We start from the raw sequence: 21,386 nt of genomic DNA on the forward strand, positions 1-21,386 counted from the left end.
ACCGCGCCCGTATGACGTCGGCAAGTATTCGCGAACAATTACGAGCGCACGCGCCTATTCGGGTTCTGTAACGAAGTCCACGAGCCTCTCGACCGCGCCAATCAGATCGGATTCGAGATCACGAAAGCTTGATACTGAATTTCGCACATGCCGCCAGCCGTCTTGCGGCGTTCCCCAGCCGAGGGCGTCACATACTCCGGTTTTCCAGTCCTGCCCCATCGGGACCTTGGGCCACGCCGTGATTCCCACCGCTTTAGGCCGGACCGCCTCCCAAATGTCCACGTATGGATGACCTGTGACCATCACGTACGGTCCAAGACTCTGTGTGAGACGCGACTCCTTCGAACCGGCTACCAAGTGATCAACGAGCACACCCACTTTGCTGCCTGGCCCCAGATCGAAACGAGCAAGCTTCTCGCCGAGATTATCGAGACCGTCAAGAGGTTCGACCACGACACCCTCCACGCGCAGATCGTGCCCCCACACCCGCTCGACAAGTTCGGCGTCATGTACGCCTTCTACCCAGATCCGGCTCGCGCGCGCGGTTCGCGCACGGACATCAGCTACGCGCACCGAACCGGACGCCGACTTTCGCGGCGCCGCAGCAGCGCGGACTGCGGGTTTCGTCAGCGTTACCCGTCGCCCTTCGAGAAGGAACCCGCCTTCGCGCAGGCGGAAAAGCCGCGTGCATCGTGACGCGTCTTCTAACCGCACGAAGTCGCCATCGTAGGTGCGCTCGAACCCGAGAATCGCCCCGCAGTAGCCCGACGCGGCGTCTTCCACCACCATGCCGTGCTCCGCGGCTATCGCCGGATATGACTTTCGCTGCGACCGTGAATGGCCCGAAAGGATGTCCCCTGAATACCTGTCATCCACCACGGCGGAAACCTTATGAGCTAGACCGAGGTACCGATAGCAGCCACGCCGATCTATGCTGGTCTGTCATGTCGACTCCGAGCGCCACACTCACAGTCTGGGGCAGTTCCTGGCTGGCCGGGCGCGCCGCGCCTGACGATGTGATCGATGCGCTGCGCCAGTGGGCACCGCTTCACGTTGTGGTTTCCGGGGATCGCGTGGCCAGCGGCGGCGTTGACCCGCACTGGTTCTCCGAGTCTGATGGCACCGCTGCCCACCTGCTGCGCCTTCTCAGATCCGGAGCCGCAGCGGCACAGTCGTTCCGGCTGGTTCTTCCCGCACCGGGTGACTTCCGTGGCGTCCCGCTCGGATCGCCATTCGCCACGGCAGCGGCAGGAGCGGGCGAAGGCGTCATCCTCGCAGGTGCTACCGACGTTATCGGGCTCGTTCCAGCACCTGAAGGCGCCGAAGCGCTGCGCTGGTCCGTGTACAGCCTCCCCTGTCCCGGAACCGAACCCGTTTATCCGGCACTCGGTGAAGCGGAACTCATGCTCCGGGAGGCCACCAGGGAAGCCGCGACGGCGCTGGCGAAACTAGAGTTCATCGACACGTCCGGTGGACAGGACGTGCGACCTATGATCGTTGAAGCGCTCGCCGATCTCTCGGCTGTCCGCTACCCCGACAGCATCCCGCCGCGCGCCGCACGCGTCTTCGACGCGGCAAATGAGATTGATGCAATTCTGACGGTCGCAGACCAGCATGGGCCGATCGGCGCGATCTCCGCAGCGCAGGCCGAAAACCGGGAGTCGCTGCTACGCCCGTTGCGCACCGCAGTCCGTGAAGCACGCCTCGCGGCGGTTCACGCTTGCGTCGCCGAAACCCGCCGGCGAACCTGACAGCAGCCTGGCAGGCAGGGCGAGCCGTTCACTGCCGTGCCCCTCGACGGCTCCGCGCCGAGACGGCGCGGTACAGCCAGGCCGATTGCCTCGCGGACGAGTTCCACCACCAGTTTCGCGAATCGCGGATCTGTGCCCGGTGTCGCGGCGCGCGCGAAACCCATGCCGAGTTCTGCGGCCTTCTCCTTGGCCTCAGTGTCGAGGTCCCACACAACCTCGAGGTGATCGGACACGAAACCCACCGGACAAACGATGACCGCCTTCTCCCCCGCTTCAGAAAGAGACTCAAGGTGGTCGCAGATATCTGGCTCAAGCCAAGGAATGTGCGCTGGACCAGAACGCGACTGCCACACCACGTCGTAGTCGTCGACCCCTGATGCTTCAGCGCAGAGCCTCGCTGCCTCACGAACTTGACGACTATAGAGGTGGCCGCCCTCGCTCGGTACCCCGGCCGACTCGTCCGCCGCTACAGGTATGGAGTGAGCCGTGAACACAAGCCTCGCGCCGCTGCGCAGCGGTGGTGGCAACTCGTCCCGCGCCCTGCGTATCGCGTCGGCGAACGCATCAACCAGCAGTGGATGGTCATAATAGTGCCGCAGTTTCACCAACTCTGGAGCGTTCCGCGCTTCATTTCCGTTCTCCGCGACGGACGCCCTGGCACGCGCGATGTCTTCGTGGTACTGGCGGCAACCCGAGTATCCACCCCACGCTGATGTGGGGAAGACCAAGGCACGATCGACGCCCGCGTCCGCCATCTCTTCGACTGTGTCCTCAGCCAGTGGATGCCAATTCCGATTGCCGAAATACACGGGAAGGTCGAGCCCCGCGGCAGCGAGTTCCTTCTGGACCGCTGCGATGATCTGCCTATTCAGCTTATTGATCGGAGAGACGCCACCGAAGTGCAGATAGTGCTGCTCCACCTCATCTAGGCGCGCGGACGGCACATTTCGGCCACGTGTCACGTTCTCCAGGAAGGGCCGCACATCGCTCGGCTTCTCAGGACCGCCGAAAGACAGCAGCAGTAACGCGTCAAATCCACCAGAACTCATGACGTTCAGAATGCCTGCGTACTGGTACCGCCGTCGACATAGATCACGGTACCGGTGGTTTTCGGCAGCCAGTCTGACAGCACGGCGCATACCGTTTGCGCCACCGGCGTCGGGTCGTCGACGTCCCAGCCGAGCGGCGCGCGCTCCTCCCACTTCTCGTTCATGCGCTGCAACTCTTCACCCGCGCCAGTCGCGGCGCCCGCGATCGCTTTGGCCGCGAGGGTCCGGATTGGTCCCGCAGCAACGAGATTGGAACGGATTCCACGCGCGCCGGCCTCTCGTGCCACATAGCGGTTAATTGACTCCAGTGCCGCCTTTGACACGCCCATCCAGTTGTAGAACGGCATGGCTGCGCGCGGATCAAAATCCATCCCCACAATCGACCCACCCGCGGACATTAGAGGCAGCGCTGCCTTCGCCAACGAGGCATACGAGTACGCAGAGACCTCCATTGCGACAGCGACATCGCTCCACGGCGCATCTAGAAAGGGACTGCCCAGACATGAAGGCGGGGCGAAACCGATCGAGTGCACTACCCCGTCGATCCCATCCACATGTTCGCGCACGCGATCTGCAAGCGTGTCGAGGTGCTCTTGGTTCTGCACATCTAGCTCCACCACGGGAGCTTCCGCAGGCAGGCGCTTCGCGATCCGCTCGATCAGCCGCATCCGTGCGAAGCCCGTGAGTACTACTTGAGCACCTTGCTCCTGGGCAGTCTTCGCGACGTGAAAAGCGATAGACGCGTCGGTGATGACACCGGTGATGAGGAGTCGTTTCCCCGCGAGCAGACCGCTCACTTATCTACCTCCGTGTTGTGTGACTGCCAGAACCTTGCCAGAACGCCGCGCCAAACGAGCGGAAAATCAGTGCCCCATCCCGAGACCGCCGTCAACTGGTATGACAGCACCCGTGACATAGCGGGAATCGTCGGACGCGAGCCAGCTGATAACCGCTGCGACCTCTTCCGGCTGGCCAGCACGCCCCGCCGGTACTGCACCCACAATCATCTTCTTGTGATCATCAGCCAGGTCCGCGGTCATGTCGGTTTCGATGAAGCCGGGTGCGACGACATTCGCAGTAATCGATCGGGATCCAAGTTCCCGCGTGAGGGACCGTGCCATTCCGACAAGCCCCGCTTTGGACGACGAATAGTTGATCTGGCCAGGGCCACCCGCAAGGCCGACCACCGAGCCGAGAAAAATAAAACGGCCGAACCTGGCACGAAGCATCGCGCGTGTCGCGCGTTTCGCGACCCGGAACGACCCAGTCAGGTTCGCATCGACGACACGTTCGAACTGTTCGTCGCTCATGCGCATCAGCAATGTGTCGTCCGTGATGCCGGCATTCGCGACCAGAACCTCGACCGGTCCCTGATGCGCCTCGACCTCGCTGAATGCCGCGTCCACCGATGCGGAGTCCGTGACATCGCACTTAACACCGAAGAGGCCATCCGGAACACCGGAGCCGCGATGCGTGACTGCCACCTTGTGCCCGTCGGCGACCAGTCTGCGAGCTATCGCAAGACCGATGCCACGGTTGCCACCGGTGACCAGAACAGAGCGAGAGGTGAAACCTGCAGCTTCGTCGGTAGGCATGGCTGTCAACTTATCTGGTATGCCCAGCAGGTTCGACACCGGATGGCGGTTCCGTACAAATTGTGATCGTTGACCACAGGTTTTACGGGATGCGGCGGCTGATCAGCAGCGCAGCCCCACCGGCGGCCGCAATCACTATCGTGCCAAGAACCAACCAGGGCTGGCTTGCGTCACCGCGGACGATTTCGTACCCGATCTGGGACTCAAGTGTCTCGTAGACAGCCTCGAGTTCATCCTGGCTCGCCGCAGTGTAAAACTCGCCATCAGAAATGTCAGCTATCTCTCGCATGGCTGGCTCATCGATGGGGACGGGGATCGTCTGACCCTCGATGGTGACTGTGCCCAGCATGGTGCCGAAGGAGATTGTCGACACCGGGATTCCCCGGTCTGCCGCAAGCCGCGCTGCGGTGAATCCGCCTCGCGGCGCATCCATTTCGCGCGGAACAGTCTGCTTTCCGTCGGAAAGCAGGACCACGTGGGCTGGCGGGGGCTCTTCACCGGCCGGCACTATCGCGGCTAGCGAATCTATCGCCTGCAGGGAAGTGAAAATGGCCTCACCCGTTGCTGTTCGCTCAGCGAGTTGCAATCGGTCTATCGCAGAGGTGACTGGCGATCTATCCGTTGTCGGTGGGACCAGCACGGACGCGGTTCCGGCATAACTCACAAGCCCCAGATTCAGGCCCGGAGGCAGACCTTCCGCGAAGCTCTTCGCCGCCTCCTGCGCAGCGATCAGCCTGGACGGAAGCACATCCGTCGCCTCCATCGACAGCGAAACGTCGATAGCGAGGATGACAGTCGCCCGATCCCGTGGTTCACGCTGTTCTTTGGTGGGTGACGCCAGGGCCACCGTGAGCATCGCAAGCCCCACCAGGAGAAGGACCGCCGGAACGTGCCGTTCCGCTCTCGGCCGTCGCGGTGCAACTTTCTCGAGAAGCGCGAGGTTGGTGAACCGCATCACGTTTCGCTGCCGAAGCCGCTGCGCGACGACGTATCCCCCAGCGAGGATCACGATTACGAGCAGAAACAGCAACCACCAGGGGTTCGCGAAATCCGACACACTCATCGTCCAGCTCCACTACGAATACCAGCCGACACGCTGAGCCTGGAACGTCGCGACACGACGAAACGCACGATGTCGGCAATCCAGTCATGGTCAGTGCGGAGGGAAAGCAGAGGCGACCCGCATCGCCGCAACACCGCGGCCACATCCTCGCGGTGCTGTTCAGCGGCCGCCGCGAAATCGTTCCTCAGCTTCCTCGTTGTTTTCACTTCCTTCGTGGCGCCCGACTCAGGGTCCTGCAGGGTTACCAGTCCCACATCGGGCAACTCCAGGTCACGCGGGTCAAGCACTTCGACTGCGAGCAGGTCATGACGGCCCGAAACAGCTCGCAGCGAACGCTCCCAATCAATGGGGCCGAGGAAGTCACTGATGATCACGGCGAGTCCACGGCGACGCTGCGGCCGACGCAGGGCGTCGATAGCCGCATCGAGACTGCCACGTGTACCTGATGCTGCGCGCGGCGTCGTCGCGATCTTCCGGAGCAGAGTCTGTCTGTGGTGCATACCCGAACCTGCAGGTACACGGATCGTATCAGCACCGGTCGCGACGATCGCGCCGATGCGATTCCCGCCGCCTCCGGTGAGGTAGGTGATTGCCGCACACGCCGCCACTGCCAGGTCCCGCTTGTCGCTGTCTGCAGTACCGAAATCAAGGCTCGCCGACAGATCGAGCACTATCCACGTCTCGAGTTCACGGTCCGCAATCGTCTGGCGGACATGCGGGTGTGTCGTCCGGGCGGTCACCGACCAGTCCATCTGGCGGACGTCGTCGCCCGGCTGGTACATGCGCGCGTCACCAGGCTCGGAACCTGGGCCGGGAATCAAACCCAGATGGTCGCCATGGAGGACCCCGTCCAGCTTGCGCCGAACTGTGAGTTCGAGAGTTCGTAGCGCTGCGGCGAGCTGGGGATCGCGCAGTTCACCGCTGGCAAATGACGGCGGCGCGGGGTGACGCCGCTTCTCAGGAGGACGCTCTGCTCGGCCATCGCCTTGCTGCATTGTCATTCCACGTCACCGGGGCGACTGCGGTGCTGCACCCACGGGCTCTGCGGTCACCTGCGGTAACCCCACCGTCCGCAGCACACGGTCGATGATGGAGTCGGGCGTGATCTCATCGGCCATCGCGTCATAACTGAGAACCAGACGGTGCCTGAGCACATCGGGGATGATTTCGACGACGTCCTGGGGGACGACGTAATCCCGACCGCGCATGAGCGCTAGAGCGCGCCCCGCGGCGATGATTCCGAGAGTCGCACGCGGGGAAGCTCCGTATGCGAGCCATCCCGCCACTTCATCCATGCCGAACTTGCGAGGATCACGCGTAGCTGTGATCACTCGCACAACGTAATCAATCAGAGCATGGTGCACGAATACGTTGCTCGCGGTGCGCTGCAAGCGAATGACCTCAGAAGAATCCAGAATGCGGCGCGCCTCCGGTGGCGTTACGCCCATTCGGTAGACGATCTCGCGTTCCTCGGCCATCGAGGGGTAATCGACCAGAACTTTGAAGAGGAAGCGATCCCGCTGCGCTTCTGGCAGTGGATACACGCCTTCGCTCTCGATCGGGTTCTGTGTCGCTAGTACGAGAAACGGATCAGGCACTGGATATGTCTTGCCGCCAATCGACACGTGGCGTTCCGCCATCACCTCGAGCAGAGCGGACTGAACCTTCGCGGGGGCGCGGTTGATCTCGTCCGCAAGGACGAAGTTCGCAACCACAGGACCGAGTTCGGTATCGAACTGCTCTCGGCCCTGCCGATAAATGCGTGTACCAATCAAGTCGGTCGGCACAAGGTCTGGCGTGAACTGGACGCGCGAGAAGCTACCACCGATCACCTGCGCCAGCGTCGACACCGCAAGGGTCTTCGCCACACCGGGAACGCCTTCGAGCAGGACGTGGCCTCTGGCCAGCATTCCCGCGAGCAGCCGCTCTACCAGAGCATCTTGCCCCACGATGACGCGTTTCACTTCATGCGCGGTGCGTTCGAGCAACTTCGCATCGTCTTCCAGCGTCGCCGACGGCGGGAGGTGCCCGGGCCGCGACGATCCGGGACCATGGCCGGTTCCGTCGCCGACCGGATTGCCCTGTTCTCCTGTGCGCTCGAACGTCACTCTGCAGACCACCGTTACATGCCAGGGCCGGAATTTTGCCGGCCAATGTCAGTACCTGGTCCACTATTCCAGGTTCCGCCGGACTCTGCCGGAACCTCCCGCCGCCGACGTCAGATCATGCGGACAGCGAACGGCTGAATCCCGCTCCAGCGGACTGACACGACCCGGACTGTCGCGCCGGAGAACGGCGCCTCGACCATTTGCCCGTTGCCGATGTACAGCGAAACATGCTGGCTGCCGCCCGCACCCCAGAACAGCATGTCGCCGCGCTCCATCTGGGCGACTGGAACTTTGGTGCCGGCGTTGTAGATGTACCCGCTGAATCGGGGAAGGCTGATTCCCACGCCCGCGAAGGTATAAACCATCAGCCCAGAACAGTCGAATCCGATTTTCAGGTAGTCACCGTGCCGGTCCGCCACGCCACCGTCCCTGATGCCCAAGGTAGGCCCGTTCGCGTTGCCGCCGCCCCACGCGTAGGGGACGCCAACCTGAGAAAGCGCGCGATTGACCACAGCGTCAATCTTCTGCGCCCGGGTGGACGGAATTGGATCTCCCCCACCTGGGTCTCCACTTGACGGTGGCGGATTTTGGCCGCCGGGCGGTGGAACCGCCCGCGGCGGCGTGAAGCTCTCGAGGGAACCCATTGAGCCGGACGCAAGGATCGTGTCAACAAGTCGTCCCAGGTCGAGATTGGCGAGGAGGTTCGCTTCCTGGCGCGCCGCACCCATCGAGCCGGTGCTGGGTACCCCCGCCGGAGCGGATGTAGCCGGCGCGACAGGCTCAGCATTGTCGACTGGCCCTATCGCGTCCGAGTTCCCCTGCTCCGTGAATTCCTCATGCGGCGCGGTGAATTCAGGATTCTGGGCAACTTCTTCTGTCCCGGGAGTCCCCTGAGCGGCGGCCGGCTCCTGCGCGGCTGCCCAGCTGTCGTGTGCGCTCCGCTGCCCCTGAAGTCCGTCGACCGTGTCCCTGGCCGCCTGCAGTAACGCCTGTGCTGCAGTCCGCTCGCGAGCGAGCCGTTCACGCTCTCCCACAGCCTGCTGCTGACGTTCCAGCGCAGTACCGAAAGCCGACATCGCGGCCTCTCTGGCCGTCTGAGCCTGGCTGGCAGCGGAGCGTGCCTGATCCCTCGCGAGCCGCGCGGAAGAGTCCTGGTTTGCCATCTGCGCTCGAGCGCGCTCGAGCGCCTCGATCGCGCTCTTCTGGCTCAGCCCGACCACATTCCGGAGGTGCGCGCGATCAAGCACTTCGCCTGGGCCTAGCGCACCCGCGAAGAGCTCCAGCGAGTCAGCAGGGCCACCCTGAACATAGTTGTGGTGTACGAACGCGTCATAGCGCTCTTGAGCCTCTCGGATGCTCTGACTTGCTTCCTCTAGCAGCGCACGGGCAGCGGAGGCTTCGTCCTCGGCCCGTGTCGCTTCGCTCTGCGCGCGCTCGAGGTCGACCAAAGCCTTGTTCGCCTGCTGACGCACAGTAGCGATCTCGGCATCGAGGTTCGCGAGCTCCGCTTCCTTCGTAGCGAGCTCATCAATGAGATGCGCTACGGTTCGCACGCTGCTTGCCGCTGCGCCTTGCGCGTCAGCAATTTCGCCATCACTTGGGCGTGGCGGAATCGCGAGCGACACAGTTGATTGCGTCGCCATCAGCAGGCCTGCCAACCCAAGCCCGACCACAATCCGGACCGCCCCGACTGGCGGCCTGACTCTTCGTCGGTTCACAGTCCACTCCCTCAAGGCCGGCGATTTCTGCCTACGTGCGTGGCAGGTGCCGTCCGGCCCGGAGGTGCGACCGAGACTGAGTTAGGCGCTGAGATACCTCAGACTGCCTCCCTCCGGCATGGGCATATTGCGCGTACCCGCCCGCCTCACAAAACACAGTGGGCCACTTCACCCACCTACGTGTCATGTGAACCGTACGACAACACACATCACGATTACATCAATTTGCACAAAACTACACAGCAGTAATTTGCAAATGTCCGTTTGTATGAGTACGGCTTTCGCGCCGATTCGGGGTATTACTACTTCGTTTCGGCAAACGCGCACACGGGATTACTCCGGAATGCACCAGATTTCGGCTCATCAGACGAGCCGTCGTTCGGCAGGCTTTCCCGGGAAGGAATAGCCACCCTCAGCTAATCGCCCCGGGGCTCGCCGCATCTTCGGTGTAGTCGGCATAGTCATAGCCGCGACGCGACCACCAGCGGGTCGCGACAACCACCGCGACAACAAGGAACAGCACGGCCACCGTCAGCCCAGTCCAGGGGAAGCTAGACGCGGTGATTCCGTCGAGAAACATCGCAGCTGCATCGGGATGCTCACGGCGAGCGATTTCCATCTGCGCGCCCTCAAGGGTGAACCGGCTAATGGAATCGCTATAAGACGCAATGACGTTCTGCCCGAGAACGAGAATCGTTCCACCGTCCGCAGCACCGATGTCATTCGCCAGATCGCGCGGGCCACCCCCGTACCAAGGGTTGTACGGGAAAGCGACGATCTTCAGGTCTATGCCCTGCTCGGCAGCCTCAGCGACGATATCCCGAAAAATGTCGACTTCCCCTTCCGGGGCGTAGACATTGTCCTCCGCCAGCCCAGCTAGCACGTCGTCGAGATTCACCGCCGGTGGTGTATTGGCCTGAAATGGCCCCCCACTGGTGAGCGCATCGGTAACCGGTCCAGCGTTCACAAATCTCACCTTGTCTCCATCCGGTGCCGAAGACGGGTTCCGGCGGCACCGCGCGACCACCACCGCAGATCAGTGTCGCGCACATCGAGGCACCGCTAGCGCCAGCCGGGTTCGGCGAATCAGCAGTCGATGATACGCGACCAAGCACCTGCAACCTCGGCGCTCTGCCGCGCGAGTGTCGCTGCCCGGCAGTGATGCCACCCCCGCGATTTCACAGTACGACCGTACTGTTAGAATTCTTTTTGCCACTCCAGGTATCTGTCGTAGCGCTCTGGCATGCTCGTGACCATGCGCCAGCGGCACCTGCCGAAAGTGGCGTGCGACCCCGTCGGCACAGCCCAGCTGGCGGAAGACTTATCGACGAGTGGAGCTGACGTGAGCACCAGCATTGATTCCTTTGGAGCGCGCGGAACACTGGAGGTCGGGGACAATTCCTACGAGATCTTCCGCCTCTCCGCGGTTCCCGGTACCGAAAAATTGCCGTACGCACTCAAGGTTCTCGCCGAGAACCTCCTGCGCACCGAAGACGGCCTAAACATTACTGAAGAGCACATCAACGCGATTTCGAAGTGGGATCCGAGCGCGCAGCCCAGCGTCGAGATCCAGTTCACACCGGCCCGCGTGATCATGCAGGACTTCACTGGAGTGCCCTGCGTGGTCGACCTCGCGACGATGCGTGAGGCAGTCACCACCCTCGGGGGCGACCCAGACAAGGTCAATCCGCTCTCACCCGCCGAAATGGTCATCGACCACTCCGTGATCCTGGATGTATTCGGCCGGCCTGACGCTTTCGAGCGCAACGTCGAACTCGAGTACCAGCGCAATGGCGAGCGTTACCAGTTCCTTCGCTGGGGACAGGGCGCCTTCGACGACTTCAAGGTCGTCCCGCCGGGCACCGGCATCGTCCACCAGGTCAACATCGAATACCTCGCGCGTACCGTCATGGTTCGGAACGGCCAGGCCTATCCAGATACCTGTGTGGGTACCGACTCGCACACCACCATGGTCAACGGCCTCGGTGTGCTCGGCTGGGGTGTGGGAGGCATCGAAGCCGAAGCCGCGATGCTCGGACAGCCGGTCTCGATGCTCATTCCGCGCGTCGTCGGTTTCAAGCTGACTGGCGAGATCAACCCCGGCGTGACCGCGACCGATGTCGTTCTCACCGTCACTGACATGCTGCGCAAGCACGGTGTCGTCGGCAAGTTCGTCGAGTTCTACGGCCAGGGTGTGGCAGAGGTTCCACTGGCCAACCGCGCGACCCTCGGCAACATGAGCCCAGAATTCGGCTCAACCGCCGCGATCTTCCCGATCGACGAAGAGACCATCAACTACCTGCGTCTGACGGGGCGTGACGAAGACCAGCTAGCGCTCGTCGAGGCCTATGCCAAAGAGCAGGGCATGTGGCACGACGCGAACAGGGAACCTGAGTACTCCGAGTATCTCGAGCTCGACCTCAGCACAGTTGTCCCCTCGATCGCCGGCCCGAAGCGCCCTCAGGACCGCATCCTGCTGTCTGAGTCGAAGACCGCGTTCCGCAAGGACATCCACAACTACGTCGAAGAGAATCACGCGACTCCGCACAGCCACCTCGACGAGGCTGTCGAAGAGTCCTTCCCCGCTTCAGATCCGGCGGCGCTGTCTTTCGCCGACGACGATGCAGTGGATCTCAACTCTGCCGCAAACGGTTCTGAAGGCCGCCCGTCGAAACCAATCAAGGTGGTTTCCGAAGAGCACGGCGAGTTTGTTCTCGACCACGGCGCGGTCGCGGTTGCGGGTATCACCTCGTGCACGAACACCTCGAACCCGTCGGTCATGATCGGCGCCGCGCTCCTCGCGCGCAACGCTGTCGAGAAGGGCCTGACGAGCAAGCCATGGGTCAAGACCAACATGGCGCCCGGGTCGCAGGTGGTTTCCGACTACTACGAAAAGGCTGGCCTCTGGCCGTACCTCGAAAAGCTCGGCTTCCACCTTGGTGGCTACGGGTGCACCACCTGCATCGGCAATACCGGCCCCCTCCCCGAGGAAATCTCCAAGGCCATCAACGAGCACGACCTCACCGTCACCGCGGTGCTCTCAGGTAACCGGAACTTCGAAGGTCGCATCTCCCCCGACGTGAAGATGAACTACCTGGCGTCGCCGCCGCTCGTCATTGCCTACGCGCTCGCCGGCACCATGGACTTCGACTTCGAAACCGACTCACTCGGCAAAGACAAAGAAGGCAACGACGTCTACCTGAAGGACATCTGGCCGTCGCCGCAGGAGATCGACGACACCATCAAGTCGGCGATCAGCCAGGAAATGTTCAAGAAGTCCTACGCGGACGTTTTCAAGGGCGATGAACGTTGGCGCAACCTTCCCACCCCGGAGGGCAACACCTTCGAGTGGGGCGAGGACTCGACCTACGTGCGCAAGGCTCCGTACTTCGATGGCATGACGCTCGAGACGACTCCGGTTTCTGACGTCAAGGGTGCTCGCGTGCTGGCGCTCCTGGGCGACTCGGTCACCACTGACCACATCTCGCCCGCTGGCCCCATCAAGCCTGGTACCCCGGCGGCGCAGTACCTCGACTCTCATGGCGTGGAGCGCAAAGATTACAACTCGCTTGGTTCTCGGCGTGGCAACCACGAGGTGATGATTCGCGGCACCTTTGCGAACATTCGCCTCCGGAACCAACTCCTCGATGACGTCTCCGGCGGCTACACCCGTGACTTCACGCAGGAGGGTGGCCCGCAGGCCTTCATCTATGACGCATCGATGAACTACCAGAAGGCGGGTATCCCACTCGTCGTGATCGGCGGCAAGGAGTACGGCTCCGGCTCGTCGCGCGACTGGGCTGCAAAGGGCACACGCCTGCTCGGTGTCAAGGCAGTGATCACCGAGTCATTCGAGCGCATTCACCGCTCGAACCTCATCGGCATGGGCGTCGTCCCCCTTCAGTTCCCAGAAGGCGAGAGCGCCAAGACGCTCGGCATCGACGGCACCGAGGTCTTCGACATCGAGGGCATCGAGAAGCTGAACGAGGGCGTCACGCCGCCGACCATGAAGGTGACCGCAACCAAGGAAAACGGCGAGAAAATTGAGTTCGACGCCGTAGTCCGCATCGACACGCCTGGTGAGCGGGACTACTACCGCAACGGCGGCATCCTGCAGTACGTGCTCCGCAACATGGTCAAGAGCTGACCCGTACCGGTCCGCTGCAGGCAACATTTGCCCAGTACACGGCTGCGGGCCCGGGAACGCACCACTTCGTGGTCGCCCGGGCCCGCAGCCGTCTGGGCTACCACGTGAAGGGCTAGTGAACGTGCCCAGAGTCAGTGAAGATCATCTCGTCGCGCGGCGTGCGCAAATTCTTGACGGTGCGCGCCAGTGTTTCGCTGAGTTCGGCTACGAAGGAGCGACGGTTCGCCGGCTGGAAGAGGCGACCGGACTCTCACGTGGCGCGATCTTTCATCATTTCCGCGACAAGGACGCCCTGTTCCTCGCGCTGGCGCATGAAGATGCACGCCGCATGGCGGATACCGCCGCAGAGCAGGGCCTCGTCCAGGTGATGCGGAATCTTCTCAAGGATCCAGCGCAATTCGATTGGCTCGGCACGCGGCTCGAGATCACTCGGAGACTCCGAACGGATCCCGAGTTCCGGAGGGAATGGTCCGACCGCTCAGGTGAGCTCACCGCCGCCGCTACCGCCCGGCTCGAACGGCAGCGGTCAGCAGGACGGCTCCGCGAGGACATCCCAACCGAAGTGCTTCTGCGCTATCTCGATCTGGTGCTGGATGGTCTGGTTTCACATTTGGCTTCAGGGCAGTCAACGGATCATCTCGACGCAGTGCTCGACCTAGTCGAGGCCTCGGTGCGTCGCGGACACAGCAAATCCTGAAGTATTTACGCTGAGTAAAGCGTAAGCACTTCAGGATCTTCCGTTGTCGTTGCGATCAGGCTGATACACGGCGACGGCGGTTCGCACCACCTCGACCGCGTAGTTTCACGTCTGACTCGACAAGGATTTTGTGGACGAAGCCATAGCTTCTGCCCATTGCTTCGGCGAGCGAACGGATACTCGCTCCCGACTCGTACTTCTGGCGGATCTCAGATCTGATGCGCTCTCTGGATTCGCCGGTGATTCGTGCTCCCTTATTGAGCCCCGCTGACCCTGCTGAACCGGCCATCTCAACCTCCACTGAGCTCGGCGCCGGGTGATTGCACCTAACGTGTGCTCGGGGCGTGCGCGCCGCGCGCGTGCTCTGGGCCATTCCGCTGGCACAATGCTGTATCCCTCCAGCGTAGACAATCGTCAAACTGGTGATCAACAAGTTGGCAAGAACCATTGCGGCTGATTTAAGACAGCACTGCCCGAAACGCCGTTATGCGAGCTGAATGAGCTCCAGATACTCTTCGGACCAGTGGTCCTCGGCACCGTCGGGGAGCATGATGATCCGTTCCGGGTTCAGCGCTTCAGCAGCCCCCGGATCGTGTGTCACTAGGACGACCGCGCCCTCGTAGGTGCGCAGCGCGTCGAGCACTTGCTCGCGGGAGACCGGATCGAGGTTGTTAGTCGGCTCATCGAGCAAGAGAACGTTCGCCGCGGACGACACGAGTCCCGCGAGGGCGAGCCGTGTCTTCTCGCCACCGGACAGCGTGCCCGCCGGCTGCTCGAGTTGCGCGCCAGTGAACATGAACGCGCCTAACAGGCTTCGTAGCTCCTGTTCCCCAGCGTCGGGTGAAGCCTGCCGGATGTTTTCCCACACCGAAGCGGCGTCATTCAGCGTGTCATGTTCCTGCGCGAAGTAGCCTCGCTTCAGGCCGTAACCCGCCTCGATCTGACCCGTATCCGGGGTTTCGTGGCCCGCAAGTATCCGGAGCATTGTTGTCTTCCCCGCGCCGTTCAGGCCCAGGATGACAACTCGGCTGCCACGGTCGATCGCCAGATCCACGCCAGTGAAGACCTCAAGGGAACCGTAAGACTTCGACAGGCCCTGCGCCGTCAGGGGTGTCTTTCCGCAGGTGGCTGGCTGCGGGAACTTGATGCGCGCAACCTTGTCGGATACACGCTCGGCGTCGAGTTCAGACATCATACGGTCAGCGCGGCGCAGCATGTTCTTCGCTGCCGCTGCCTTCGTGGCTTTGGCTCCAAGCTTGTCAGCCTGCGCACGCAAGGCCGACGCTTTCTTCTCAGCGTTGGCTCGCTCACGCCGCCGCCGCGCTTCGTCAGTCGCGCGGGCATCAAGATACTTCTTCCAGCCCATGTTGTAGACGTCTGCCTCACCGCGGACCGCGTCGAGGAACCAGACCTTGTTCACCACAGCATCAAGGAGTTCCACATCATGCGAGATCAAAATCAGGCCGCCTTCATGGCTTTGCAGAAAGCCACGAAGCCAGGTGATTGAATCGGCGTCCAAGTGGTTTGTAGGCTCGTCGAGCAACAACGTCGTGCCCGATTTGCCACCGGAGCCATCGGAGGCTGAAAACAAGATCCGCGCGAGCTCAACGCGGCGGCGCTGGCCACCAGACAACGTTCTGAGCGGCTGGTCGAGAACCCGGTCTGGGAGACCGAGCGAACTGCAGATACGCGCTGCTTCGCTTTCGGCCGCATAACCACCAAGGGAAGAGAAACGGTCTTCGAGATTTCCGTATTTGCGTACAGCTGCGTCGCGTTCTCTGTCATCAGTGAACTCGGCCATCTGAACCTGGAGCTTTTCCATCTTACGCAGAATGGTGTCGAGTCCCCTTGCTGACAGGACACGGTCCTTGGCGAAGAGATCGAGATTGCCCTCGCGGGGATCCTGCGGGAGGTAACCAACCTCACCCGACCGCGTCAGAGTTCCCGCATAGGGCTCCCCTTCACCGGCGAGAATCCGCATCGTTGTCGTCTTACCGGCACCGTTGCGGCCCACCAGCCCGATCCGGTCACCAGGCTGCACGCGCAGAGCCGACCCGGGCGCGGCAAGCAGGGTACGCATCCCAGCACGCACTTCAAGATCGGTAGCGGTAATCACAACAACTCCTGGCAATTCGCGGATCAAGCGCCGAATCAAGCGCGGTGGCCCGCGTTCTCAGCGACGCGGGATGAGGACAGCAACGTGGCGTCTAGCCCGCGTCATTCAGGTCCAGCCCCTTAGGGTACCGGCTCGCCCACTAAATCGCGATGTCATAAATCACATGTACCCACGCGACACGCCACAAAACGCTCAGCCAGATTGACGCTCACACAGGTGCCGCTACTACGGTGGTGCAATGACCTCTCAGGACCTCGCAGGCCGTACCGCACTCGTCACCGGCGCAAGCCGCGGCATTGGGAAAGCGATCGCAGCCGAATTGCTGCGGCGCGGCGCTAACGTCGCGATCACTGCGAGGAAGGCTGAGGCGCTGGAGGAGACCGCCCACGAACTCGCTGAGGATGCGGGCCAGGCAGGCGTAGTGGCGCTTCCCGGCAACACCGGCGACCCGGAATCAAGACATGGCGTGGTCGCCGCGACGCTCGATCGCTTCGGCTCGCTCGACATCCTGATCAACAACACAGGTATCAACCCCGTTTACGGTCCGCTTGTCGAAGCCGACCTCGGCGGGGTGTCGAAGATCTTCGACGTCAACGTCGTCGCGGCGCTTGGCTACGTTCAGGAGGCCTACAAGTCGTGGATGAACGAGCACGGCGGGGCCATCATCAACGTCGCCAGTGTGGCGGGGCTGCGTTCTTCTGGAGTGATATCCGCATACGGCGCCTCCAAAGCCGCGCTGATCCGTCTCACTGAGGAGCTCGCGTGGCAGCTCGGGCCCAGTATTCGCGTCAATGCGGTCGCGCCTGGCGTTGTCAAGACGAAGTTCGCCGAAGCGCTGTACACAGCGGGCGAGGATCAGGCTGCGAGTATCTACCCAATGAAACGTCTAGGGACGCCTGAGGACGTGGCTGCGCTGGTCGGCTTCCTGGTTTCGGACGACGCCGCGTGGATCACCGGTGAAACCGTCCGCGTCGATGGTGGGCTCCTTGCTACCGGGGGGCTCTGATAGGCGCGCGCCATGACTGCGGCTAGCGGCGACGTCGTTGTCGCTGGGCTCGGTCCGGCGGGACGTTCCCTGGCGCACCGGTGCGCCGAGCGCGGTCTGCGCGTCATCGCTGTCGATACGCATCCGGATAGAACGTGGCGGCCCACCTACGGCGCCTGGGCGGACGAGTTGCCGCCATGGCTATCGCCACGAGCGGTCGCAGCGATTGCGCATCAGCCGCACGCGTTCGGAACGCAGGAATGGCGAATTGACCGCGACTACGTGGTGTTTGACACCACTGCGCTCCAGCATTCGCTCACCCTCACCGGATGCACCGTCATCCAGGAGACTGTCACGCGAATCCGGCCGGGAGTCGTTCAGCTTGCAGACGGCACGCATCTCTACGGCAGGGTGGTCGTAGACGCGCGCGGACTACGCGCAGCGCACCATCCGCAGCAAACCGCATTTGGAGTTGCGGTCCCAGCCAGCGCGGCCGAGCCCATTCTCGCGGGGCGGTCCGCTTGGTTCATGGACTGGCGTCCTTCCCCTGCCAGTTCGGGTCCACCGTCGTTTCTCTACGCGATCCCGCTGGGGAAGGGACGTGTTCTGCTGGAGGAGACGTGTCTCGCCGGTAGGCCACCGATCCCATTCGGTGAGCTCGAAACCAGGCTTGATGCCCGTCTGCGGGCGCATGGTGTACGACGTGGCGGACATGAACCCATAGAACGCGTGCGGTTCGCTGTCCAGGCCCCACGGCACCCACAGCGCGGCGTCACCAGCATCGGTGCGCGCGGCGGGATCCTGCACCCGGCGAGTGGCTATAGCGTCGCCGCCTCACTCTCGCTGGCGGATCCGCTGGCAGACGCGATCGCGTTCAGATCGGATCTCTCAGCAGTGCTTTGGCCGGTACGGGCCCGTCTCGTGTCAGAACTTCGCGAGCGTGGACTCGCTAGCTTTCTGCGCCTGCCAGGCGACGACGTTCCCGAATTCTTCGATCAGTTCTTCGCCATGCCCGTGCAATTGCAGCGGGCGTACCTTTCGGGCCGAACTGACCTCAGCGGGCTCGTCATAGCGATGACGCGGATCTTCCGCGGTCTCTCGCATCGCAAGCGGACGCATCTGATCCGCGGAGTTGTGCGGCCGCGCCTGTAGCCACAAACGCTAGGGGTACTTTTTCCCGGGCATGTTCGATTTGTACAAATCTGGCCCCGAGACTGTACGTAAAGTACCGCACGAGAAATCTGGTATCCCTCTCGACAGCTACGCGTGTGGCGAGAGGTAATCCAGTGTCGCTATACGGTGAAGCCGAGAGCGCGGAGCTGCTCCCGCCCGTCATCAGTGATCTTCTCCGGCCCCCACGGCGGCATCCACACCCAATTGATCTTCAGGTCGGAGCACAAACCACTCCTCACTAGCGCGGACCGGGTCTGCTCCTCGATAACATCTGTTAGAGGGCAAGCGGCCGAGGTCAGCGTCATGTTGACAGTGGCCACGGCTTCGTCGTCGATTTCGATGCCATAAACAAGTCCGAGATCCACGACGTTGATGCCCAATTCAGGGTCCACCACATCGCGCATGGCCTCCTCAACATCGTCGAGCGGAGGAATTGTCACATTAGCGTCAGTCATTACTGCTGTCCTTCTCTGGATGTGCCTTCAGTTATCTGAACAACGGCATCCTTGAATGCCATCCATCCCAACAGCGCGCATTTGACCCGAGCCGGGTATTTCGCCACCCCGGCAAATGCAATGCCGTCCCCCAGGAGATCTTCATCACCCTCGATCGTCCCTCTGCTCCCGATCATTTCCTGGAACGCACCGACGATTTTCAGCGCGTCACCCAGTGGGAGACCGATCAGCTGGTCTGTCAGCACTGATGTCGAAGCTTGGCTGATCGAGCATCCCTGACCGTCGTAGGAGATATCGGCGACAGCATCTTGTTCGATGTGCACGCGAAGCGTGATCTCGTCACCGCAAGTGGGATTTACGTGATGCACTTCCGCACCGAACGGTTCGCGAAGGCCCCGATGGTGCGGATGCTTGTAATGGTCCAGGATCACTTCCTGGTACATCTGGTCGAGTCGCATCAGACCGTCCCGAAGAATTCCTGGGCCCGCCTGATTGACTTGGCGAGAACTTCAACTTCGTCAAGTGTGTTGTACAGGTAGAACGAGGCTCGGGCGCTCGCCGCTATGCCGAATCGTCGATGCAGGGGCCACGCGCAGTGGTGTCCCACGCGGATCGCGACACCATCATCGTCGAGGACTTGACCGAGATCGTGTGCGTGAATTCCATCCACCACGAAGCTCACAGCGGCACCACGGGCCTCAGCAGTATGCGGACCCACGATGCGGACACCCTCGATACTGGTCAGCGCGTCAAGTGTCGCAGCAGTCAGCTGTCGTTCATGTGCAGCAACGGCGTCCATGCCTAAGTTATTCAAGTATTCGACGGCAGCTCCGAGCCCCACAACCTGGGAGGTCATTGGGACTCCCGCCTCGAAACGCTGCGGCGGTGGTGCGTAGGTGCTCTTGTCCATGTACACCATCTCGATCATCGACCCACCCGTGATGAACGGTGGCATCGCATCGAGTAGTTCCTGCCGTCCGTACAGCACACCGACTCCGGACGGCGCGAGCATTTTGTGTCCGGAAAATGCAGCGAAGTCGACGTCGAGCGCTGGGAAGTTCACTGGCGCATGCGGAACTGACTGGCAGGCATCGAGGACTACCAATGCGCCCACTTCGCGGGCCCGTCGCACGAGTTCGGGGACATCAGCAACCGCGCCGGTGACGTTCGACTGGTGAGTGAACGCGACTACCTGCGTCTTCTCAGTCAAGGTCAGCGAATCGAGGTCGATCCGTCCTTCGTCCGTGACGCCGTACCATTTGAGCGTCGCGCCCGTGCGTCGGCAAAGTTCCTGCCAGGGAACGAGATTTGCGTGATGCTCGAGCTCAGTGATGACGACCTCGTCGCCTTCGCGGATCGTCCGGCCGGCGAAGCGGTCATCACTTAGCGTGTGCGTCACCAGGTTCAGCGCCTCAGTGGCATTCTTGGTGAAAACGAGTTCGCTGTACTTCGCACCGACGAAGTCGGCAATCAGTGCGCGCGCGTCCTCATACGCATCCGTCGCTTCCTCCGCGAGCTGATGCGCTCCACGGTGCACCGCCGCATTCGACGTGGTCAGGAATCGGCGTTCCGCATCGAGCACCTGAATCGGGCGCTGCGATGTAGCACCCGAATCCAGGTAGACAAGTGGCTTCCCGTCACGAACGGTGCGGTGCAGAATCGGGAAGTCTTCACGGATACGGGCGACGTCCAGCGACACAGCACGGTCCGCGTGGGATACCTGCTGCGCAAATGGAGTGTTCGCCGTTGCCGTCATGTCAGACCGCCGCCTGGGTGAATCGAACGTAACCGCTCCGCTCCAGTTCGTCGGCGAGTTCCTTGCCACCAGACTCGACGATCTTGCCCGCCGAAAAGACATGTACGAAGTCGGGTTCAACGTAGCGGAGGATCCGGGAATAGTGGGTAATCAGCAGGACTCCCCCGTTTTCGCGTTCCTTGTAGCGGTTCACGCCTTCACTAACTACCCGCAGCGCGTCTACGTCGAGCCCTGAGTCGGTTTCGTCGAGAACGGCGATCTTCGGCTTGAGGAGACCGAGTTGCAGAATCTCATGGCGCTTCTTCTCGCCACCCGAGAAACCTTCGTTCACCGACCGGTCCGCGAAAGCCGACTCAATGTCGAGTTCACGCATCGATTCTTTCACCTCTTTGACCCAGTGGCGCAGCTTCGGTGCCTCGCCGCGGACCGCAGTAGCTGCCGTGCGCAGGAAGTTGGACATTGAGACACCGGGGACCTCAGTGGGGTACTGCATCGCGAGGAAGAGCCCGGCACGAGCGCGCTCGTCGACACTCATCTCAAGAACGTCTTCACCGTCCAGCGTGATCGAGCCACCGGTGACGTGGTACTTAGGGTGCCCCGCGATCGCGTACGAAAGCGTGGACTTCCCCGAGCCGTTAGGCCCCATCAGCGCATGCGTCTCACCTGACTTGATGGTGAGATCGACACCTTTGAGGATCTTGATCGGCGCATCATCACCGGGGGTGATTTCGACCTGGAGGTCGCGAATTTCAAGCGTGGACATTCGATTCCTT

General features: G+C 62.1%; 20 protein-coding genes. 5 read left to right on the forward strand and 15 right to left on the reverse strand.

Features of this window, described 5'->3' with window-relative positions; all coding sequences use genetic code 11:
• Window positions 1-54: 54 nt before the first annotated feature.
• Complete coding sequence (locus tag FHU29_RS21235) at window positions 55-879, reverse strand: DUF3097 domain-containing protein (RefSeq protein WP_064438818.1); 825 nt, start codon at window positions 877-879, stop codon at window positions 55-57.
• A gap of 65 nt (window positions 880-944) precedes the next feature.
• On the opposite strand from FHU29_RS21235, the gene FHU29_RS21240 reads away from it, so the two are divergent.
• Entirely contained in the window at window positions 945-1,751 is an 807-nt protein-coding gene (locus FHU29_RS21240; protein ID WP_064438817.1) for a type I toxin-antitoxin system ptaRNA1 family toxin, read from the forward strand.
• Here FHU29_RS21240 and FHU29_RS21245 read toward each other — a convergent pair.
• The 8 genes from FHU29_RS21245 to FHU29_RS21280 all read right to left on the reverse strand — a co-directional run bounded on the left by FHU29_RS21245 (window position 1,715) and on the right by FHU29_RS21280 (window position 10,260).
• Entirely contained in the window at window positions 1,715-2,800 is a 1,086-nt protein-coding gene (locus tag FHU29_RS21245) for a ferrochelatase (protein ID WP_064438816.1), read from the reverse strand. The two genes, FHU29_RS21240 and FHU29_RS21245, sit on opposite strands and share 37 nt — an antisense overlap.
• 5 nt (window positions 2,801-2,805) lie before the next feature.
• Entirely contained in the window at window positions 2,806-3,597 is a 792-nt protein-coding gene (inhA, locus tag FHU29_RS21250; RefSeq protein ID WP_064438815.1) for an NADH-dependent enoyl-ACP reductase InhA, read from the reverse strand.
• A 66-nt stretch (window positions 3,598-3,663) separates the two neighbouring features.
• Window positions 3,664-4,395 carry a 3-oxoacyl-ACP reductase FabG1 gene (fabG1, locus tag FHU29_RS21255; protein WP_064439097.1) on the reverse strand — a complete coding sequence of 244 codons (732 nt, stop codon included), beginning with the start codon at window positions 4,393-4,395 and terminating at the stop codon, window positions 3,664-3,666.
• Window positions 4,396-4,477: 82 nt separating this feature from the next.
• The gene (locus FHU29_RS21260; RefSeq protein ID WP_064438814.1) at window positions 4,478-5,458 is read right to left on the reverse strand and encodes a VWA domain-containing protein; all 981 of its coding nucleotides are present in this window, start codon (window positions 5,456-5,458) and stop codon (window positions 4,478-4,480) included.
• Window positions 5,455-6,453: a DUF58 domain-containing protein gene (locus FHU29_RS21265; RefSeq protein ID WP_064438813.1), complete on the reverse strand. Its 999-nt coding sequence runs from the start codon at window positions 6,451-6,453 to the stop codon at window positions 5,455-5,457. Before FHU29_RS21265 ends, FHU29_RS21260 begins: the two co-directional genes overlap by 4 nt.
• 12 nt (window positions 6,454-6,465) lie before the next feature.
• The gene (locus tag FHU29_RS21270; RefSeq protein WP_232322876.1) at window positions 6,466-7,464 is read right to left on the reverse strand and encodes an AAA family ATPase; all 999 of its coding nucleotides are present in this window, start codon (window positions 7,462-7,464) and stop codon (window positions 6,466-6,468) included.
• A gap of 212 nt (window positions 7,465-7,676) precedes the next feature.
• Entirely contained in the window at window positions 7,677-9,284 is a 1,608-nt protein-coding gene (locus tag FHU29_RS23770) for an NlpC/P60 family protein (RefSeq protein WP_064438811.1), read from the reverse strand.
• 412 nt (window positions 9,285-9,696) lie between these two features.
• Window positions 9,697-10,260 (reverse strand): Rv1476 family membrane protein, encoded by a 564-nt coding sequence (locus FHU29_RS21280; RefSeq protein WP_157094898.1) that lies wholly within the window; start codon window positions 10,258-10,260, stop codon window positions 9,697-9,699.
• Between the two features lie 366 nt (window positions 10,261-10,626).
• On the opposite strand from FHU29_RS21280, the gene acnA reads away from it, so the two are divergent.
• Both acnA and FHU29_RS21290 read left to right on the forward strand, forming a co-directional pair.
• Window positions 10,627-13,431 carry an aconitate hydratase AcnA gene (acnA, locus tag FHU29_RS21285; protein ID WP_064439096.1) on the forward strand — a complete coding sequence of 935 codons (2,805 nt, stop codon included), beginning with the start codon at window positions 10,627-10,629 and terminating at the stop codon, window positions 13,429-13,431.
• A 121-nt stretch (window positions 13,432-13,552) separates the two neighbouring features.
• Window positions 13,553-14,128, forward strand: coding sequence for a TetR/AcrR family transcriptional regulator (locus FHU29_RS21290; RefSeq protein ID WP_064439095.1), 576 nt, complete (start codon window positions 13,553-13,555; stop codon window positions 14,126-14,128).
• Window positions 14,129-14,183: 55 nt separating this feature from the next.
• On the opposite strand, the gene FHU29_RS21295 is transcribed toward FHU29_RS21290, so the two are convergent.
• Both FHU29_RS21295 and FHU29_RS21300 read right to left on the reverse strand, forming a co-directional pair.
• Window positions 14,184-14,417 (reverse strand): helix-turn-helix domain-containing protein, encoded by a 234-nt coding sequence (locus tag FHU29_RS21295; RefSeq protein ID WP_013806710.1) that lies wholly within the window; start codon window positions 14,415-14,417, stop codon window positions 14,184-14,186.
• A 195-nt stretch (window positions 14,418-14,612) separates the two neighbouring features.
• The gene (locus tag FHU29_RS21300) at window positions 14,613-16,244 is read right to left on the reverse strand and encodes an ABC-F family ATP-binding cassette domain-containing protein (RefSeq protein WP_064438809.1); all 1,632 of its coding nucleotides are present in this window, start codon (window positions 16,242-16,244) and stop codon (window positions 14,613-14,615) included.
• A gap of 238 nt (window positions 16,245-16,482) precedes the next feature.
• Here FHU29_RS21300 and FHU29_RS21305 point away from each other — a divergent pair, with 238 nt between their 5' ends.
• Together FHU29_RS21305 and FHU29_RS21310 are read left to right on the forward strand one after the other, a co-directional pair.
• Window positions 16,483-17,250 carry an SDR family oxidoreductase gene (locus FHU29_RS21305; RefSeq protein WP_064438808.1) on the forward strand — a complete coding sequence of 256 codons (768 nt, stop codon included), beginning with the start codon at window positions 16,483-16,485 and terminating at the stop codon, window positions 17,248-17,250.
• A gap of 12 nt (window positions 17,251-17,262) precedes the next feature.
• Window positions 17,263-18,381 (forward strand): lycopene cyclase family protein, encoded by a 1,119-nt coding sequence (locus tag FHU29_RS21310; protein ID WP_064438807.1) that lies wholly within the window; start codon window positions 17,263-17,265, stop codon window positions 18,379-18,381.
• A gap of 140 nt (window positions 18,382-18,521) precedes the next feature.
• Here the strand turns inward: FHU29_RS21310 and FHU29_RS21315 are convergent, their stop codons facing one another.
• From FHU29_RS21315 to sufC, 4 genes are read right to left on the reverse strand one after another with little or no spacing between them, the layout of a single operon-like run.
• The gene (locus tag FHU29_RS21315) at window positions 18,522-18,857 is read right to left on the reverse strand and encodes a metal-sulfur cluster assembly factor (RefSeq protein WP_013806706.1); all 336 of its coding nucleotides are present in this window, start codon (window positions 18,855-18,857) and stop codon (window positions 18,522-18,524) included.
• Window positions 18,857-19,315 carry a Fe-S cluster assembly sulfur transfer protein SufU gene (gene sufU, locus FHU29_RS21320; protein ID WP_064438806.1) on the reverse strand — a complete coding sequence of 153 codons (459 nt, stop codon included), beginning with the start codon at window positions 19,313-19,315 and terminating at the stop codon, window positions 18,857-18,859. Before sufU ends, FHU29_RS21315 begins: the two co-directional genes overlap by 1 nt.
• Window positions 19,315-20,613, reverse strand: a complete 1,299-nt coding sequence (locus FHU29_RS21325) for a cysteine desulfurase (protein WP_064438805.1) — start codon at window positions 20,611-20,613, stop codon at window positions 19,315-19,317. The genes sufU and FHU29_RS21325 overlap by 1 nt, the downstream gene beginning before the upstream one ends.
• Before the next feature lies 1 nt (window position 20,614).
• Window positions 20,615-21,376, reverse strand: coding sequence for a Fe-S cluster assembly ATPase SufC (gene sufC / locus FHU29_RS21330; protein WP_064438804.1), 762 nt, complete (start codon window positions 21,374-21,376; stop codon window positions 20,615-20,617).
• Between the last annotated feature and the right edge of the window lie 10 nt (window positions 21,377-21,386).

The organism is Hoyosella altamirensis (assembly GCF_014191505.1).
Taxonomy (GTDB): Bacteria; Actinomycetota; Actinomycetes; order Mycobacteriales; family Mycobacteriaceae; genus Hoyosella; species Hoyosella altamirensis.

What these genes read in the sequence shown, in the direction of transcription:
- sufC (WP_064438804.1), bottom strand. Translation starts at nt 21,376, where the DNA reads ATGTCCACGCTTGAAATTCGCGACCTCCAGGTCGAAATCACCCCCGGT.
- FHU29_RS21305 (WP_064438808.1), top strand. Translation starts at nt 16,483, where the DNA reads ATGACCTCTCAGGACCTCGCAGGCCGTACCGCACTCGTCACCGGCGCA.
- FHU29_RS21325 (WP_064438805.1), bottom strand. Translation starts at nt 20,613, where the DNA reads ATGACGGCAACGGCGAACACTCCATTTGCGCAGCAGGTATCCCACGCG.
- FHU29_RS21265 (WP_064438813.1), bottom strand. Translation starts at nt 6,453, where the DNA reads ATGCAGCAAGGCGATGGCCGAGCAGAGCGTCCTCCTGAGAAGCGGCGT.
- sufU (WP_064438806.1), bottom strand. Translation starts at nt 19,315, where the DNA reads ATGCGACTCGACCAGATGTACCAGGAAGTGATCCTGGACCATTACAAG.
- FHU29_RS21240 (WP_064438817.1), top strand. Translation starts at nt 945, where the DNA reads ATGTCGACTCCGAGCGCCACACTCACAGTCTGGGGCAGTTCCTGGCTG.
- FHU29_RS21245 (WP_064438816.1), bottom strand. Translation starts at nt 2,800, where the DNA reads ATGAGTTCTGGTGGATTTGACGCGTTACTGCTGCTGTCTTTCGGCGGT.
- FHU29_RS21315 (WP_013806706.1), bottom strand. Translation starts at nt 18,857, where the DNA reads ATGACTGACGCTAATGTGACAATTCCTCCGCTCGACGATGTTGAGGAG.
- FHU29_RS21310 (WP_064438807.1), top strand. Translation starts at nt 17,263, where the DNA reads ATGACTGCGGCTAGCGGCGACGTCGTTGTCGCTGGGCTCGGTCCGGCG.
- fabG1 (WP_064439097.1), bottom strand. Translation starts at nt 4,395, where the DNA reads ATGCCTACCGACGAAGCTGCAGGTTTCACCTCTCGCTCTGTTCTGGTC.
- FHU29_RS21295 (WP_013806710.1), bottom strand. Translation starts at nt 14,417, where the DNA reads ATGGCCGGTTCAGCAGGGTCAGCGGGGCTCAATAAGGGAGCACGAATC.
- FHU29_RS21260 (WP_064438814.1), bottom strand. Translation starts at nt 5,458, where the DNA reads ATGAGTGTGTCGGATTTCGCGAACCCCTGGTGGTTGCTGTTTCTGCTC.